Raw genomic sequence first — 20,374 nt, forward strand, 5'->3', positions numbered from 1 at the left:
AAAAATATTCGTAGAGGTCTCCATTGCCGCAAGAGAGCAAGAGAGACCTCACTGGTTGTTTTAATCTAGGTCGATACCAAGACTGTCTAGGAGCGCATCAAGATCCGCCTTAGAGAGAGATTTGGCCTGCTCGAGGATGATCTCGATCTCATCAGCAGTCATGCCCTTCTTCTCCAGCTTCAGTCGTAGCTCTTCGAGCTCTGAAGGCGTCTCCGATAGAGTAGGTCGTTCTACTGCCTCCGGAGCTTTACCCTCAGCCGTGGCAAGGGCCTCGGCACGACGAGCCTCTTCTTGAGCGATGACCTCCTTGAGGAAGCCGGGTCGCTCACTCGCCTTCATTCGTGCAAGATCAGCCTTGAAGGCCTCAATCTCTTCATCGCCAAGACCAGTTATCTCAGCAAGCCGAGCGAGAAGCTCGTCCACCTCTGGAATTATGGCCTTGATAGGATACCCCTCAATATCGGCCAAGTCCTTCTTGAGTTTGACAGGTTCCAACTCGGTATTCACGATGTCGAGGATCATCTCCTGACGTGAAGCAACAGGTGGAATCCGCGGAATCCGGCCCTTTCTCAGGAGACGAATCATTGCATTCAGCCACCGGATCATCTGGGGGACGCTATAGACCTTGACGTAGAAGAATAATAGCGCAGCCAAGATGACAAAGCTGACACTCCCGAAGGTAATAGCGGTCTGGACAGCAATCTGGGCAGCCGAGGGACTCGACTGAATAACGAACTGTATCTGCTGAGTCGCGTAGTTATTCTTACTGAAAGTCACACTCATTGGGAAGTTACCCGCATCACCTACAAAGAAGGAGAGGACATAGGTGCCATTTCCTTCTGCTCGCATATAGTCGGGGAAGTAAGTCAGATTACCCGGACCAAGAGTGACCTGTGGAATGACACCATCAATACCAACATTGTGATCGAGATCCCAGTACTGGATAGTGATCTCAATGGTGGCACCGGGCACGGTCTTGATAGTCTGTGTTGCCACAAAGTATGTCGTCAATATTGGTCGGATTATCAGTTCCAAGTTTAGCGGGCTTATCTGATAGTACGACGCATCAAAGGTAATGCTTATGCTATACGTGTCGATCGGGAGATAATCTGGAACAGTCAGCGAGTAGGATCCATTGGCCATCGGAATAAGCTGTATGGAGCCGATGGTCTCCCAGATCGCGTAGCCATTGATACCAGTGACCGTCTCACCAGTAAGCGAGTTTTTCACAGTGAAGATGATTGTCGAACTCTCATTGATTGGGACCGAGACACGTTTCAGACCCTGAATAGTAGTCGGGATCCGAGTCATGACCAGATTGACCTCTTTGAGCGCAGTATTGTGGTTTGGCTTGGCAAACTCCACATCCACATCATAGGTTCGGGGCACAGTCATGTTGAGAATCAATGCAACTGTGTACGTCCCATTATGCAGATCCGTGATTGTCACAGCGCCTCCATCCCAGTTGACTGTCACATCCGCATCCATAACAGGAGTGGAGTCATGCGTGTTGTTGAGGTAAAACCTGAAAATGACCATGTCACCATGATAGCCTGACTTGGTCACAGTGTCCGGAATAGCTTCAACGGGGATCGCAAGAACATTGAAGCTGATAGTACGCTGAGAGATCGCGTAACCAGTCTTTGCGGCCGAAACACGCAGTTGATACGATTGGACGTTCAGCTCACTTGCATTCAACTCGGCACGGTAGGTATGATCGGGTTGCTCAACAAAGAACCCTGAGATTCCGCCAACCTTGTAAGACACGCTGGCACCAGAGATGCGTTCTCCAAGATAGGTGTCATTATACTCGGCCGTGAGCACCACAATATCCCCGTAATAGGCGGACATCGTGATAACACCACCATTTACCCAAATACCAGTGAAAACTGGCGAAACCGTCACATCAAGGACGATATCGAGGAATGAATAGCTATCGGCAATAGCACGCACAACGGCCTGGTATTGACCCACTGCAAAACCACTAGCATCAATAATGCCACTATAGTATCCGGGAGTCCCATTGTACGTGAGCACATAAGCGGTATCATTCCAAGTGATAGTGACTGTTGCAAGATTGACCGGATTATGACGAGCGTTATCTTCCAGATAGACCCAGATCGGAACTGATGTCGAAGCGACTATCTGAATACTCGAGCTCTGCGGCAGAATTGTGCCAGAGGCCTTTGTGAGAACCATGGAGATACTCTTTGAACGCGTCTGATAGAACTCACGCGACACTCGAACAGTCAGGTCATAAGTCCCATAGGACTGTGTTGTTGTGTCGAGGTACAGGATGTAGGTCCCATTGTGAAGATCAGTAAAGTTGTAGACGGTAATATTCCACAACAGTTGCGCAGTCATCTCAGGAACTGAGGTATTATGGTAGGGTTCACGGACATCGATTCGAATCGGAATGATCGCGCCCCATTCGTCGTAATAGGATGTATGCTCAAGATATATCTCGACCGTGAGAGCCCCTGGCTGGATAGTGACCGATGCCTCTGCTGTACGATAATTGGATAACGACGCATTCACGGTAAATGGATAAGCTTGGGCAAGGAGCCCGGTCGTATTGATAGCAAGCTGATATACTCCACCACCAATATAGTTTATCGAGACAGAGGTGCCATAAAGACTATACCAATCGGTTTCAACGGTTGCCCCAGTCAATGCAACATCGTGATCAACGTCGTAAAAGGTGACATTCACTATCTGTAGCTCACCAATAGGCAGCGATGCCGCTGGAGGAGCCTCACTGATCAGGTTTGTCTGGATCAAGCGAATCACGCCCACCACATTTGTAATAGTACGTGATCTGTAGAAGGGCGAACCGCTCTTACTGGCTGTTAAATTGAAATAGACAGAACCAGTGCCACCGAATTGATCTGTTGGAACCAGCACAGTATACGAGCCATTACCATTGTCCGTAAGATAGTAGGTGGGAGAACTCACATTGACAAAAGTCAGTGCAACAGCAGCTCCACTTATCCCCTCATCAGAGATATAGTCGATGTATTGGAAAATAATTGACATATTATCGAGATAGGGAGTGGACTCGACAAGGGAGAAGAAGATCTGTGTGGGCCGTTCCACAGTTGTGGCAGTAGTCGTTGTACTACGGGGAGCATAGTACGGAGCCCCAGAACTTCGATCTATGGCTATCTGAATCTCTTCATTTGTCACCAACGAGGTCGAACTCAGAAGTGAAGAGTTAAAGCTGATCTCATAGTATGTACCGTGATTGATCAATGCATAATTGCTGTCTGTTATGACCGTATGGCCAACGCCATGGCTCAGAGTGATGTGCGACTTTGCGATTGCTATCAGATCACCAGTCAGGAAATCACTGAACTTGAAAGTAAAGGTCACATTCTCCTTGAATGGAATCTCGCCTGGTGTCTGAACAAGAATTATCTGCGTATATCGCTGTATCACACGAGCGTTGATGGTCTTTGAGGCTGACTGATAGAATGGTGCACCACTACGACTCAGCGCCACATTAATCGGGAACGAGGCAACCGAACCGAGTGCAACTGAATCGATCTCAATACGATACTGGCCATTACCGATATAGGTGACCCAGTAATTGGAGGCATCGAGTGCCGAAGAGGAATTACTACAACTCACAACAACTGTTGCACCTTCAATTGGAGACCCGGTGGAATCATCTGTATAGGTCACGACAAAAGTAACGTTCTCTGCATAAGGAGTCGGGTCAGGAATATCATACCCCAATTGGGTCACTCTCTTGCTTACGGAGAGTGATAAAAGATCAGTGGCATCAGCCTCATAATTTGAGCCTGTATAGACAATGGTGACATTGAGGATAAAGGTGCCATCTGACGAGAATGCAGAACTATTGAGCTCAACACTATAGTGGCCGTTTCCAAGATCGGTCACTGTGTACCAACCTGCAAGTGAGGCATTGAGCGTGAGGATGCCCACCATGTTCGCTGAAGAACCACTCACAAGATCAGTGTAGACGAATTCAAGGGTCACGTTGTTCTTCCACTGAACGCCCGGAACCGAGATATGAGACAGCTGGGTACTTCTACGAGACACATAGACAGTAAAACCAAAGGAGGCGACATCTTCGTAGAAGGGCGAACCTGTCCAAGCAACATTCAGATGAAGGGTGAAAGTGCCAATGCCACCCAGACTTGATGTGTTGATAGCCATTGTAAAGAGCTTGGTAGTGCCGTCATAAGATAGTGTATACACAACACTCCCCTCAGATAGACTGATCGTCAGGGAACTACTATTAGCAATTCGTGCAGTGCTTAGGGAGTCAACATAACTGAAAGAGAGATTTGCAAGCTCACCATATGGTGTCCCCTGAACTGGACTGTTATCAACATAGGTTGGTCGCTCTAATACGATGAGGGTCACATCCATTGTCTTGTTCTCGTACAGTGGGGGTTGACCCGATTTCCACATGAATTCAATTCTAAAGACAAAGGATCCCACAGCGTTGAACAGAGAAGAGTTGAGTCGGAACTCGTAGGTCCCAGGATTCCCGGACAATTCCATTATGACAAAATCGGACTGTGTGACAGGATGTCCAGTAGTCAGCGGGGTGATACGGACAAAGACACCATTTGTTCCATTTGAGATACGTGTGGAATTCACTACATCCCAATAGACTGCGGTGAAGGTGAAATTCTCAAGATAGTATTTTGCTGTCGGAGCCTGTTCAAGGTAGAGATCTGTGTCCGTACCAAGAACACGAACAGTCGTGTCAATGGTCCCATTCTTGTATTTGGTAGTCCCGGGATCGGTCCACCGAACAGTAATTCTGAGATCTTTCCACCCGATAGTGCCCCACTGTTCTGCCTTGAGGGTGATGTTATAGTGTCCCGCGCCCAGACTTGAAACAGCCACATTCCATGTGAGAGTTGCTGTTGGTGAGCTGACTTCGATACGGACGTAACCAGTGCTGTTGACTATCCCCTCTCCAAGATCCGTGTCACGGTATTCAACAAGGATGACTATGTCAGTCTGATATGGAGTCTGCTCAACTGGACTGTCTAAGACAAACAGGGTATTGTGACTGCGGACTTGAACATCGACTGTGAAAGTATGGTTCTGATACCCGCCCTTGGTGACCGTGAAATTGACCACATAGTATTCACCCGGAGCAGTAAGAGGATCATCGCTCTCGGTGAAAATCGTGATCTCGTAAGTACCCGGCGAGGTCTCGATCACAGTATAGTTCTTCTCACCAGCAGAATGGAAACTTGTCCAGTTGCAGACAATTGAACTATTTGAACCCGTGATAGGCTGGTTGGAGTCGGTGTCGGTCCATGTCAATGAAAACGAGGCGGATTCACCAACTGGGATGGACAACTGATTTGCCGTGTAGGATATTGTATTGTAGATCTCACGTACTTCAACGAAAAGAATCATACTCTTTGTAAGTACAAAGGAAGCACTTGCCGTGATCGCAAGAGGATACTCGCCAAGATCAACGCCTGTCATGTCCAGAGTGACGTGGTAGATGCCATTCCCAGACTCAACGACAGAATAAGAGCCAGTCCAGTTACAGCTGATTGTGGCACCGGTGATACCCGTACCATTCACATTCGTATAATTGACATCAAACGACTGATCTTTACCGATTGCATCAGAGATGCCGGGATATTGTGGGGATGACACTGTGGCATCATAGTGAATATTGAACACAAGATGAGCAGTCGACAGGTCGTAGGCACCATGCGTCCAAGTGAAGTCCATCGTGTAGGCACCCTTACCAGTCACATTGGTGGTGTCAACAACCTTGGTATATTCACCAGTACCACTATCGTCAAAGGAACCACTCCCGCCAGCCCAAGTGAACTGAAGTGTTCCACCCGAAACTAGAACATCACTGTCGGTATCGTTGACCTTGAGAATCACAAGTACAAGATCCCCATAGGTCACATTAGTCACCCATGTTCCCACAGCATCTGAGGGATAACTGATGACTATGTCCGATGAGTGGATCACGTTAAAGGCGCGCTTGAAGAATCCAACATTGCGAGTATAGGTATTGGTGCCCGAGTCCTCTGTAAATGCCTGAATCATCCAAGAACCAGCACTTGCATTAGCTCCTGCTAGAGTAAATGTCGGAGAGGTTGCATAGCCTGAACCGTCAACGGTCGCCAAGACCGAATACCAGCTGGAACCACTGGGATCGAACACGGTAATGTTGACCACTGAGTTCGTGTAAGACATGCCAACATTGACCCGGACTTGCGTTGTATCGTCGGCACGGAAGGAAATGGTGCGTGTCCAGCTTGACGTGCTTGGATCCTTGACCTCAATATCAGTGATCATGTTCGGGGCCGTACTTAGGATTCGCCAGTAACCATACCTCCCTGCTTCAGTGGTCACCTGATAGGCTGACACATTGAGATACCCATCACCGGGATCTCCACCAGACCAGCCAGTCGTGAGATTGGTCGCGGGATCTAAGGGTCGAGCAACTGAATAGACATCACGATTGAGGGGTATTGTCTGATTGAAGAAATATCGATTCGAGTAGCCAGTCGGAATATCTGCAAGATAGAATGTTGAGAAAGAGGCATCAGTACCATTTTGAACCGTGTAGGATTCCCCATATGCTGTAGGATTGATATCATAGACCGTTCGAGTGCCAGTGCGCCGAGCAAAGGTGTTGACTGCAATATCGAACTCCACCTGAATAAACCTGTTCGGATCAGGTGTCGAGGGAGTCGGAGCCCACGTAAAGTTCAACTTGACAGGATTTGTGGTCCAAGGTGATGCGGGCGTTTGGTAGATGTGGCCATTTCCCCAGCCTGCATCAGTGGTGACATCTTCACCGTTCATCTTTAGATTGACATTTGCAGGCGTGGCAAGCGTCTTGAGATACAAGCGGACATTATCAAACTTGGCAGTAGGTCCAATCTCGGGATCATAACCGACATTCTGTTTACTCCAGAGCCCGATCTCAATATCTACAGTCGTGAGTGAGAAGATATCAGTGGGGACACTCACAAGACCTGAATCAAACCAAGTCCGTTCCGCAGCAATGTCATCAAAGACAAGCTGCCAGACCATAGACCCTTCCACACGTGCATAGACTGCAAAGGATCCAGTCATATTATAGTGCGTATCATCTTTGGTCTGAGCCCAATAATCCAGTCTCAGACCCGCCCATACAACAGAGCCTCGATCAACGGTCATGGACTGAGAGGCATATGCAAAATCCCCGTTATCATAGTAATAGGGTGCACTTCCAGAGTTGCTGCTGATCTCAACATCAATACAGCCACCACCAGAAGCATCACCGGTGGAATTGTAGGAGGAAATGGGAGTACTATATGAACCAGCGTCCGTGTTGCCTAGGGACCAGTTGCCAGTACCAATCGCAGTTGAGAAGTCGTCATTCTTGATCCATGTGCGATTCTCCGTCAGTCCGGTGATTGTGGCCTCTGTATAGTACGCTTCCCAGTCGGTGCCTGTAGGTACATCTACTGACACATCTGTTGTCGTACCATTGGTAAGGTATTTCATCGATTGGTCCTGTAGACGATCGGTCCGGTTGCCATATTCACCACCCTGAAGATATTCGGACGTTCCACTCCACTCGACCCAGCCCTGATCGGTCAAGACAAATTCATGAAGCTCTTCACCGGGACCAAGCTTAATTTGTTGACCATCACCGATATCGACCACTCGCGAGCCAGTAGTACTATCAGTGGGACTCGGACCAGTCGTGGATAAGGGACTGGTGACAATCGCGGCCTGTAAGACAAACAGGGTCAGCGCAAATGCAACAAATGCCATGGGAACAAGTCTTCGACGCACATTCATTATTCCATTCCTCCTTCCTTGAGCTGGTCGAGTAAGGCATCTATCTCCGCCTTAGTCAGATTTTGTGCTTGCTCAACTAAGATATCGACCTCAGACTCATCTATCCCAAGTGATAGAAGCTGTTCTCTAAGATGAGCCAACTCATCCTCCGTGAGCTTCCGAGTCAGCTCCTCCGGAGGCACCTCCTCGGCCGCTTCGGCAAGATCACGAGCACGTCTTGCCCGCTCTTGTCGAATGACCTCCTGAACGAAGCCCGCACGTTCACTGGGCCTCATCTTTTCAAGGTCGGTTCGTAGAGTCTCTAGGTCCTTCTCCGTCAATCCCACTATTGCGGCCAGCTCTTCGAGTAATGCCTCAACATCAAGAGCCGAGATATCGACCGTCGATAGCGCGACATCCTCCATTGTCTTGGTGATACGCACAGAGGCAAGATCCGCATTCATCTCGTCTAGAAGCATCTCTCTTCGTGTGCGGACCTTCGGTTTCTCAGGAACACCACCCTTCCGGACCTTCTTCCACATCGCAATGATAATCCGTAACATCTTCGGAACTGAGAGAACCTTGATGTACAACGCACCGAAACCGCTCAGCAGAAAAATCGCAGCGGCAAGCCATCCAATTCCTGTGTAGAGCGATTGCTGCTCTGGAGTCATGATTGTATAGACCGCAAGAGAATATTCGGAGGTGGCGTAATCAGATTTTGAGAGTACTATATTGATATCAAACGCCTTGATACCGTGACCAACAAACCCGAACTCGTAAGTACCATTACCAAAGTCGCGTGTGAGTTCAGGTACTGCATCAGCAGTGGTATCAGCAGTGCTGTTCATCGCACCCGGGATCGCAACATTATGATCCTCATCCCAATAGGTCACCCGAACTACGAACTCCTCCCCATCATAGAGAGTGACTGGTGGTGGAGTGACCAACAGCTTTGTTCGAATTGTCCGGATAGTCAGACTCACTTGGGAGGTCGCCGCGGAATAGTTGCCTTTCGTGAGGGAGATTCGTATGAGATACGGTGTTGATCGTATCGAAAGGCGACTTGCCTCGGTTTCTGTGGGACCGAACCGATACGACCCATTCGCTAAGGGGGTCAATGAGACCGCCCCAAACTCCCAGATCGCTGCTGCTGTTGCACCTGTAATTAGCTGACCTGTCAGGGTGTCGCGGAATGTAAACAGGATCGTATAGTCATCTCCAACAGGGAAATCGATCTCATATGGTCCTTCAAGTGCTGTAGGCCGCGGCCTGACAACAAGTTTGACTAAGGTAAAACCGGATTTGTGTCTCGGCTTCTGGAAGGACACAAAGACATCATATCCAAGTGGACCAGCGCTCACACTTGTCGAATCGATTGACAAGACATAGGTGCCATTATTCAGGTCTTCAAGAACACCAGTTATGCTACCAAGCTCGAACGACGCGGTCGAACCGTTAATACCTTGGTTATTGTAATCATCCCAGAAGACAAAGGTAAAAGTGGCATTTGTCCCATAATAGACTTCCACCAGTGCATCATAGACGATGACCCTTGTTGGAATCGATTCCACAGTGAGAAGGAATTGGGTCGTAGCCGGAGTATGAGCAGACTTTGAACTGGAAACAGTAATGACCCAATTCTGAACATCAAGAGCACTAGTATCAATGAGGGCTGTATAGTAACCAGGTTCAACAGCTGGGCTGAGGTTGCCAATTAATGGACCAACACCATATACAACAGTCGCATCGACTACTGGTGCATTGAGATCTGTGTTGTTCAAGTAGACTGTAATATTGATCATATCACCGTAGACTGCGGAGATCTTCGAAATACTGTGATATGGCATCATATCCGTTGAGATCTCGCGCACCTCGAGAGATACTTGGGTACTTGAGCTTCTGTAATTAGTAGAGACCGCCTGCACAAGTACTTGATAGTTACCCACAGGTACATCTGTAACTGTAAGAGTTCCCAAATACTTGCCCTGCGAAGCGTTCCAAGTGAGAGTCCCATTTCCGCCAGACCAACTGAAGACAAGAGTCCCAACGGAAATAACACTACCATTACTTGCCAGTGCATAGACAGCCTCTACTGCAATAGTCTGACCATTTACAACACTTAGTGAACTGAGCGCCAGAGAGATAGTTGCAGGCACTTTACCTAATCGGAATTCAACATCCATATCTCGAACTTCGTGATTGGTCTTTGTGAAGTGCAAAGACACAGTGTATACTCCTGCATTGTAGGTCTTTGAGGGCACAGTGACGTTGTAAAGGCCGCCGCCAACATCGGTCATAGAATAATTATCCCCATGAATCTGGATATTCACCGTACCACCGAGTATCGGCGATCCGTCACGAGCATCTGTCACATTCGCGGTGAAGACTATCGCTTCGCCCCAGATCGGGTAGACCGGGTTATTACTCAATTCTATGGCAACGGGGACCGGCGAGAGGACTATATCGGCAGTCACAGTCTTATTGAAATGCAGATATTTGGACGCATTCACATCAAAGATGTATGTCCCGGCCACCAGACCCGTAGTGTCTATTGTCAGATTGTATACACCGTCACCCAATTCAGTCAATGTGTAAGAAGTGCCATGCTGAGAACCCCAATTGGTCTTGACATCTGCATTGATGATACCAAGTCCCGACTTGATATTTATAAATGTAATATTCACTTGAACCATGTCACCAGAGTAATAGGTCACACCAGAGGGGACAACCACTGAGAGAACAGTGGCAACAGGATTGACAATGATACTATACCTGATATTGGTGTGATTCTGATAATACGGTGAGCCAGTAATACTGACGTTCACAGAGAAATAGTATCTGCCAGTTGAAACAAATGTACTCGTGTTGACACGGACCTCATATGTACCATCGTTGTTGTCAATGAACCATGCTTGAATCGGGGTCGTGTTTAGACATGCCACGGTAAATGTGGCACCAGTTATCCCTACAGAAGTGGAATAATCGCTGAATTCAATGAGCGCCGTGGCATTATAGTAAATATCACTTGGGGGAGTTGAGACAACTGCAACTTGAGTTGCACGTCTAGTAATGGTCACCTCTGTAGAAGTTGTAGAATTGGAATAGTATGGTGATGAATCGCCCCAGTGGAAAAGTATCGTTATGGGGTGACCACTGACAAGAACGGATGTCAGATCAGTCGAATTGATTGAGATCAGATAATTATTACCGGATTGTGTCAAAGTGTACTGAGCATCCGTAATTGGAAGGCCTGAACCATGCGTCAGAATGAGAACAGACTTGTCAAGACTCACACTTGTTCCTGACAGAGAATCGGTCACGGTGATTTCAAACTCTACATTGTCCAAGAACTGAGTATTGAGGGGGGACTTCACAACAGACAATGTAACAGGTCGTCGTGAAACCTCAATCTGAACGGATATCGTTCGAGACTGATAATAAGGTGTCCCCGTGTACGATGCGGTTATGTCGATCACATATGAACCAAAATTGCCGAGCGCTTCTGTGGAAATTCGTATACGGTATTTCCCTACACCAACAACATCTACCCAGTAATTGGAATTATAGACAAGTGGTGAAGATGCAGTCGCACAAGACGCTCTAACAGTTGCACCATTTATCCCAATGTTAGTATTATCATCAAGATAGGTCACTGTCACATTCGCTTGACCAAGATATGGAGCAGGACTGGGAAGATCACTTGTCAACTGAGTCCTTCGTTCCACGATGGTGAGGTAGAAGAGGTCAGAAGCATCATCACAATGTCGTGATCCGCCATAGGTCATTGTCACATTTATTGCGAAAGTGCCAAGAGTACCAAAGGCCGTAGTGTCAAGGATCAGAGTATACGTACCATCGCCATTATCCGTTACCCAGTAATAGCCAGTCAGAGACGAATCGAGTGTTAAAGTGCCGCCATCCATCCCTGATGTGGAGAAGTCGTCAAGATCACGGTACGTGAAGAGAAGGGTCAGATTATTTGCGTACTGTATTGGTGTGAAAGCACCATGAACCAGTTCCGTATAACGTGTGCGTACTGTGATCGTCACCGCCACAGATGTTCGATTCTGATAGTATGGACTTCCCACCCATGTCACATTGACATGGAACGTATGAGTTCCGGGGGTCCATGACGATGTGTCAAGTTCCAACTGGAATTCCCCAGTAGCATCACCATCATAATATAGCGTGTAAATAATAGACTCCTGAATTGAGATGTATAGATTAGGGCTATTGAGAATGACATTACCCGAGAGAGAGTCCCTATACGTGATCGTAAGGTTGACCAGTTCATCATAGGGAGTTACCGGAAGAGGCTGCCAATTAACAATCGTCTGCCGCTGTGTCGTATACACAGTGATGATGAGAGTCTTGTTTTCATAGAGCGGAAGTTGGCCCTTTGTCCAGTTAAACCAGATTTCAAGGTCGCAGGAGATCAGGCCGCTGAGAAGGGTCGAGTTGAACTCGAAGCGATATTCGCCCGGGCTTCCAGAAGGATCGACCTCTGTAATTACCATCTTCGACTGGTCCAGAGATTGACCAGATGTGAGAACAGTCACAGTCAGATGAACATTCCCTGCGTAGAGACCGGTCGCGTTTACAATTCCCGTGTCACCAGCAACATCATAGTAGATGAGTGAGAAGGTGATGTTTTCACCATACGGTGTTGAAACCGGATTCTCACCAATGAAGATATCCGTTGGCGTGGCAGTCACAGTGACTGTCAAGTCAATAGTCTCATTTGTGTATTTCACGGTCGGTCCAGTCCAATTCGCATAGATCGTGAGATTCTTGGAACCGACTGACCCCCAAGCACTTGCAGGAATAGTGATGAGGTACTCACCCGCGGCTGAACCGTTGGTCACCGTATAGCTCAAGTCGGGTTCACTGCTCACTACATAGATAAGGACATAGTAACCAACAGCAGAACCATTCTCAATACCAGCATCCGCATCTACATCAAAATAGACCACACGAATCTCAATATTGGCAGTATAAGGTGTAGGATCAACAGGATTCTTGAGATAAAATGAGGTCAGATGAGTGCGCAGCTCTAGGTCTATATTGAAGGTATGATTTTGTGCTGCTGCACGCTCGACCTTCACCTCAAGAACATACGTACCAAGAGTGTCATCTGAATACGAGTGAACAGTCACATTATAGACTCCAGGGTCGGTGGTCTCAACTACTGTGTAATAGCCATGACTGCCGGTCCAATTCAACGAGATAGCACTCTCATATCCTGTGATCGGCGTATCATGGTCTGTATCAGTATAGGTGATGGTGAATGATGTGATATAACCGACTGGAAGAGAGAGATGACTGGTCGAGGGTATGGCCGAGGTATGCAGTTCACGGATTTGAACTGAGAGAACGATCGTACGCGATTCTACATAGTCTTTGGTGGATGTGATCTCGACCGTGTATGTTCCTATTGAAACGCTATTGGTGCTGAGCGTAAGGGTATAATGACCATCACTTCCTCCAACAGGAGTCACGGTATAGGAACCCAGCGTCCAATTACAGGTGATACTTGCCCCAGTGATCCCGTTGCCAAGTTGATTCTCATAGTAGAGAGCTAGCTCGGCATCATAGCCCTGTGGCACATCAACACCCGGAGCATCTGAGGACAAGAGATTGCTGGTGAATATGACATTGAGCCTAAATGTCCGTGCTAACGAATCATAGTACGTCTTGCTCCAGCTCAGGGACACATCAACAGGCCCGTTACTGGCCAGCTTGCTCGTGTTCAATGCAATACTGTATTCACCAGTACCAAGATCGTTCATTGGACCTGAACCCGCAGGCCACGAGTACGTCATGGTGCCGCCGGGGAGTAGATCACCATTGTCAGAATCATTAACGCGCACTTGAAGAAGCACAACGTCGCCGTATGTCACATTGACCTCCCAAGTGGACACGCCTTCAACAGGATACTTGACAAACATACCAGTAGCGTGTTGGATCTCAAAGCCACGCCTGAAGAAGCCGACATTGTGCACCGTACCACCGGACACTTTGTCCGTCACATAGGCCTGAACCTCCCACGATCCGACGGGAGCTGTTGCGGGGTCGAGCGTGACGGATCCTGTTGTCGCGTGGCCAGTACCGTCAACGGTCGCCTGCAGCGTAGTCCAAACTGCCCCTGTAGAATCATAGAGCGTGAAGTTGACCACGTCATTTGCATAGCTTGTGGGCAGAGTTGCACGGAACTGTGTCACATCATTTGCCCTGAAAGTTGTAGTACGAATCCATTGACTGCCATCCCAGACTTCAAGATCAGTAATGATGTTTGGAGAGCTCCCTTTTAGATACCAGAAGCCATTCAAAGAGGTCGTAGTGATCTCATACGCTGAAACATTAAGTAATCCATCCCCAGGATCACCATAGCTCCAGCCAGACGTGAGATTTGTCAGTCGATGAGACGGTTCTCCCACATGATAGATGTCCCGTGTCGTTGGTAATGACACATTGAAGAAGTACCGTGACTCGTAGCCCCCAGGAACAGCGGCATAATGATTAGTGGCCCATTCGACATCAGAGGCGTTAGTGACCGTATAGGCATCACCTCTTTCAAATGTGCCAGTATTTTCTACCGTTTCCACATTATACCGTCGTGCAAAGACCGTGACATTTGTGTCGATCTCAACCGTGATATCAAGATCAGGAGAGGGCGGGAATGGACTCGGTGTCCAACTGAAGTTTGCATAGGCCTTACCATTACTCCAAGGAGCGGCAGGAGTGTATGATGCGGTCCCCTGCCCCCAGAGAGTAGTAGAACCCTGAACGATATTCGCCACATCGACCCCGTTCATCTTTAGATTGACCTGTGAAGGTGTCGCCTTTGCCTTAATGTAGATAACAATATTGTCCAGCCTGCCTTCTGGAAGAATGTCATTGCTTCGATACCATTCACTTTGAGTGACGCGCAGGCCAGCCATTATATTTAGATTAGGTAATGAGATTGAGCTATAATCAACAGGTACTAGCCCTGAGGAATACCATGTATTGTCGTCGTCAATATAATCAAATTTTGAACTCCATAGATAAGAACCACCAAAATCAGGATCACCAACGGACACGAAGAGCTCAAAGAAACCGGTCATATAAGAGCCCCATCCACGACAATCAGCATAGTAATCTAACGAAACACCCATCCATGTGATATCACCACGATCCACGTTTATCGTCTGATTCACAAAAGCCTTCTCACCCGGGTTATACCAGAAGCCGTAAAGATCGCTTGGATTCCTGTGATAATAACCACCAATCTGAAAGATTGGAGCAGCATTACCAGTCCCATGAGCGTCTTGATCCCAAGTGACGGATTTCCGGGAGGTCCCACCCCGCTCAACAGCATAGACGTAACCCGAACTATTAACAGCAATACCATAAAGAATTCTGAAATTGCCATTACCAGTACCATCAGTTCCCCAGTTACCTTGATAACTACCAGTTGAACTGAAGTATTGTATTCGGTCATTGCCCATATCAGCCACATAGATAATCCCTCCAGAACTCACGCTCACACCAATTGGATTCCTGAAATAGCCAGTTGAACCGGAGCCTCTATAGTTACCACCTGAACCAACTAGGCTCTGATAGCTGCCAGTTGCAGAAAATCGCTGCACACGATTATATGTCGTGTCAGCAACAATGACTTCACCATTATTCTGATTGACCGCAATTCCAGTTGGATCATTGAACGAGCCAGTACCAGTTCCCTGCGATCCCCAAGTTCCTTGATAGTTACCATTAGCATCAAAATATTGCACGCGGTCATTGCCCATATCTGTGACATAGACATAACCGTTGGAGTTTCGGATTGCGACTCCGACTGGCTGGTGGAACTGCCCTGTACCAGTGCCTGTGGATCCCCACTCGCCAATATAATTTCCAGAGGGGTCAAAGATCTGAATTCGGTCATTGCCCATATCTGCAACATACACTCGGCCATTGGTTGCAATAGCGATCCCCATGGGCATATTGAACTCCCCATGGTCAGTACCACGAGTGCCCCATTGGGTCACAAAATTGCCGTTCATGTCGAAGACCTGGACCCGATGATTACCGGTGTCCGTCACGTAGACATACCCCGAGGAGTTGATGGCCACGCCCCAAGGATCAATGAACTGACCAGAGCTTGTACCTCGTGATCCCCACTGCCCCTCGTATGTACCACCTGTACTAAAGAACTGTACGCGATTGTTCCCGGTCCAGTAGCCTTCAGTGTAGTTAGTATTATAGTCCCAAGTTGATTGTGTCGAGAACCCGTAGTTGTTCAGCCAAGTCCTATTTTCTGTAATGTCGGTCACTCGCGCATCGACCTGATACCCCTCCCAATTTTCACCGAGGGGCACCGATTGGTTCGAAGTGGTTGTCGTCTGTGACCCTGAATCATATTGCATAGATAGGCTTGAGAATGTGTCCGTTCGCTCACCATATTCAGCAACTATCAACGGATCCCCTGAACCAGTCTGCGAGGTCGGAGCCTGCGAGATCACATACTTGTAGAGGATCTCATCGGGACCCACCTTAATGGTATCCCCATTCCCAAGATCAACGGTCCGCGTTCCATCATCGGACTCGCCTGTGGAGCTTGGGATTGTCATAGTTGGAATGTTAGCTGACACCAGTAGTAGCATTGGTATCAAAATGGCGACAAAGTAAATGGACTTGGCTAATCTCATCTTCTTTCCTCCGTCTACACAGTATGCCTCCATAGAGGCTCCCAACCGCGTGTACTCGGATTCTCGTCTCACTGTTCACTGGGAAATTCACCCTAAAAAAGATACTTGCCCTTCTTGGTTCCATAAATAGACGTGTCTGACGAAAAATTTGAGGTTAAAAAAATAGGCGGGCCGTTCGGTTTTTTGACTTAAACCAGACGCCTCCGCCTATGGAGAATAATTATTACCACACAGATCACAGCCGCGATTGAACCAATGATCAATATGAACTCGAGTTGTAACGGGGGAGATGGCACACCAGTCGCTCCATCACTCACAAGAGTGGCAGATAGTGAGGCCTCATTGAGTCCTCGATCAAGAGCAGTAATCAGCATAGTGACCGAGTGAACGCTCGTAGAGAGAGCATCGAAGGAAGCAACCCATCTTCCGTTCTCGAAGGTACAGTTCTTGGTCACGACCACCGAATCCACGGTGAGTTGGATCTCTACCGAGAGCACAGAACTATCGGCATCAGTGACTTGAACTTGAATTACAAAGTCATCGTAGACAGAATTATCGGAGATCATATCCCAGCTGACTATCGAGGGGGGTGTCGAGTCCTGCTTGGTGATTGGAATGATATCAGTCCACATCTTTGCTTTGAGGAGCAACTGGTATGCAGCGGACCAGTCCATTGAATTCAGAGCAGAGAGCCCATGATTCAGATATTTCGAGGCAGTCTGATATGCAGTCCATGCCCGAGTCTCGTTTTCGTCACTCACACTATTCCACGTAGTTTCAAGATCCTTAGCAACTTTCACGATCATCTGGTCAAGATACGTGCTCTGCGCCCAGTTCTGATCATAGACCGACGTACCGTTATGAAAACTGAAGTAACCCATTGGTGATGATGAGAAGTCCCCTGCATAGTGTGGAGTGCTCCACGTGTGGCCGAAGCCAATAGCGTGCATAGACTCATGGAGTTGGATCACCGAGACCCCGGCCTTCGGAGTGACCCCATCAGAGAGGTAATAACGTTCCCAACTCTTCCAGATAACCGTCTGGCCTCCACCACCAAGGCCTGTAAAATAATGCCCTGCATATTCCATGACCATGTTCTTCTTGATGAAGACGACACCAAAGACTTCGGCAGTGTTCGAGGCACCAGTGACATAGTGCGGTCTCATCTGAGTATAGATCGCATCGAACATGCTGCCCCCATCAGCCACAGTAAGGCCACCAGATGTAGAGGCATGACTCCAGAACAATGTCTTCCAGTCTGTATACGAGTCGATATCAAGATAGTCAACATCAACAGTCCAGTTGATGAAAGGGATCAACTGAGTGAGATGCTCCTGTTGCATCTTTGCATTCGTCACCCAACGCAGACTGTCTACAGAAACCCCATTTTTCACATCCATGTCAAAGACCAACGCACGCAGTCGGCCATTACTCACATATTTCGTCGGCGAATGGAGCGTCGGGAAAAAGAGGTAGCTGACAGGATCGTAGACATAGCCTGCAATATAGGACACGAGCTTTGCAGCATCGGAGGGAGTTGTCAGATCAAGAGTCTGCACATAGGAGTCCATATCCATGAAGGTACTGAGTGGACAGTTAGAGTAGGGGGGATCGTTCCACCAGATCCGTGCCCACTTCAGGTACCACTCATCAGCAGAGGGATCGAGGACATAGATATTCCCTCGCTTCCCACCGAATCCTGCAAACTCGAACTTTACACCAGCATTCAGATCATTGTCCCACTCCAGACGGAAGAAGTCCTGTAGTCGCCCAGAGTCGGGGTCTATCGGATGATAATCGAACCAGTGTTCAAGAGCGTGATCCGTTGAATCGAATTTGCTGAAATTTAATAGATAAAATATGTAGCCCATCTTGGGAGGAGTCACATATGGGTGGTCCAACAACCATTGTTCGACAACATCGGCATCAATAGATCGTCCAGCCCGTGGATAGAAGATTCTCTGAGGTTCATCGGGGTGCTCTTTCTGGTAGACCAGAGCGGTCTCGTTCAGCCAAGTCCCCGTCTCCGAACTGTTCACCGAATTGGTAAGCATGACCTGCTCCAGAGCAGCAGACCAAGTCACATTGGCATAGTGAAAATTGTAGGTGATGTCATAGTGAATATGCACATCAGCGGTCGTGTAATCACGAGTGTGCGGAAGATTTGTTGTCATCAGATTGGTATCAATCACGTTCGCATCATAATTCACCAACACGAACTCAACAGTCCATGAATGATCCACCTTGCCATCACTCAGAGCAGAGAGGACCATGGGGGATGTGATAGCCCGATCTGCATGGTTCGCAGTCACAGGAACCATCGGCATCACGAACAGGACAAGCAACAGGATCACGTGATAGCGCATGATACTCATTCCCGCATTTTCGAATATGTACAATTCGGTCTCAGCCATGCGATTTATTATGACCACAACCATAAGTATATTAGGAGATAATATGTTACATTATTAGCGTCGGCAGTACCGCATGCAAGCAGAGATCCTTTCAATAATTCATCGATGCCCCCCCTAAGACTCTGCGCACCTTTGATTCGCCGACGCATCATATTTTTCTGATCCGGCCCATTTCTTCAATTCTCCGAGTGCACTATCACGATGATAGACAGCGGACGGCTTCAGCCCACAAATTGGCACGAAGAACGCCGACAAAATCAATGGTAAAGAAAACAAGACCAGCCATAATGAAAAAGCGAAGTCCTTTTTAGACACGGTTCTTAAATATTCCAGTAACTTGGACTTCAGGTAGTTAGTCTGATCGCAGGAGATTAACTCGAAGGAGAGAAGAAAATGATCTCTAAAAATGCAATACTTGGCCTCGTTGTCATTTTTATAATCGTAGGTGCTGGTGCTGGCATCTATCTCGTGACACAACCCGTCCACAATCCCTATGAAGTTGCAATAGTCTTTGCAACAGGGGGACTCGGTGACAAATCATTCAACGATGGATGCTACACAGGAGCGCAGAAGGCGAAGACGGATTATAATATTAATTTTACCTATTCCGAACCTGAAAAAATATCCGATTATGAAACCTTCTTGCGGCAGTACGCATCCCATGCCGGATATATTGAACCATTTGACCTCATCATCAGTGTCGGCTTCGATCAGGCAGATGCTGTAATGGCGGTAGCAAAGGACTATCCGAACCAGAAGTTCGCAATTGTTGACATGTTCATTGATCCAACAAACTATTCGAACGTGGCGTCACTCTTGTTCAATGAGAACGAGGGATCGGCCCTTGTCGGTGCGATCGCAGGCCTGACAACCAAGACAAACAAGATCGGATTCCTTGGTGGCATGGATATTCCGCTGATCAGAAAATTTGCCGCTGGCTATGTCTGGGGTGCAAACTACACCAATCCTGGAATCCAGCACACAGAACAATATGTGGGAGACTGGGCTGACCAAGCAAAGGGTAAGACCTTGGCAAGTGGAATGTACACGGACGGCGCAGACATCATCTTTGCTGCTGCCGGACGATCGGGACTCGGTGCTTTTGACGCAGCTAAAGAGATGAATGCAACCTCTTCGCACCCACTCTGGGTAATCGGCGTGGATTCACCGCAGATGTACCTCGGCTGCGCAGACACAGATAATCCGGCACCACCTACAGTAGGCCTGACATCTATGCTCAAGCGAGTCGATGTTGCAGTATACAGTATCATGCACGAGGCGGTTCTCGGCACGTGGACTGGCGGTCTCAAGTTCTTCAACTTGGCCAATGGTGGCCTCGACTATGAGATTAATGAGTCGCTTCTCACACTGCCGCAGTCGGTCAAGGATACTGTCAATGATCTCAAGCAGGCAATCATCAACGGGACCTTTACGGTACCTAGTGATATCTACTGGACATAATTCTAAAAT

4 protein-coding genes are annotated in these 20,374 nt (G+C 47.9%); 1 reads left to right on the forward strand and 3 read right to left on the reverse strand.

The window, feature by feature from the left end; translation table 11 throughout:
* Positions 1-60: 60 nt before the first annotated feature.
* The 3 genes from K9W43_10505 to K9W43_10515 form a co-directional block, all read right to left on the reverse strand.
* Positions 61-7,818: a hypothetical protein gene (locus K9W43_10505; GenBank protein MCF2137648.1), complete on the reverse strand. Its 7,758-nt coding sequence runs from the start codon at positions 7,816-7,818 to the stop codon at positions 61-63.
* Positions 7,818-16,490 carry a 6-bladed beta-propeller gene (locus K9W43_10510; GenBank protein MCF2137649.1) on the reverse strand — a complete coding sequence of 2,891 codons (8,673 nt, stop codon included), beginning with the start codon at positions 16,488-16,490 and terminating at the stop codon, positions 7,818-7,820. The genes K9W43_10505 and K9W43_10510 overlap by 1 nt, the downstream gene beginning before the upstream one ends.
* Positions 16,491-16,678: 188 nt before the next feature.
* On the reverse strand, positions 16,679-18,904 hold the full coding sequence (locus tag K9W43_10515) for a hypothetical protein (GenBank protein MCF2137650.1): 2,226 nt from the start codon (positions 18,902-18,904) through the stop codon (positions 16,679-16,681).
* A 393-nt stretch (positions 18,905-19,297) separates the two neighbouring features.
* Here K9W43_10515 and K9W43_10520 point away from each other — a divergent pair, with 393 nt between their 5' ends.
* On the forward strand, positions 19,298-20,365 hold the full coding sequence (locus tag K9W43_10520) for a BMP family ABC transporter substrate-binding protein (GenBank protein ID MCF2137651.1): 1,068 nt from the start codon (positions 19,298-19,300) through the stop codon (positions 20,363-20,365).
* The last annotated feature ends 9 nt before the right edge of the window (positions 20,366-20,374 follow it).

This window comes from Candidatus Thorarchaeota archaeon (assembly GCA_021498125.1).
Taxonomy (GTDB): domain Archaea; phylum Asgardarchaeota; class Thorarchaeia; order Thorarchaeales; family Thorarchaeaceae; genus B65-G9.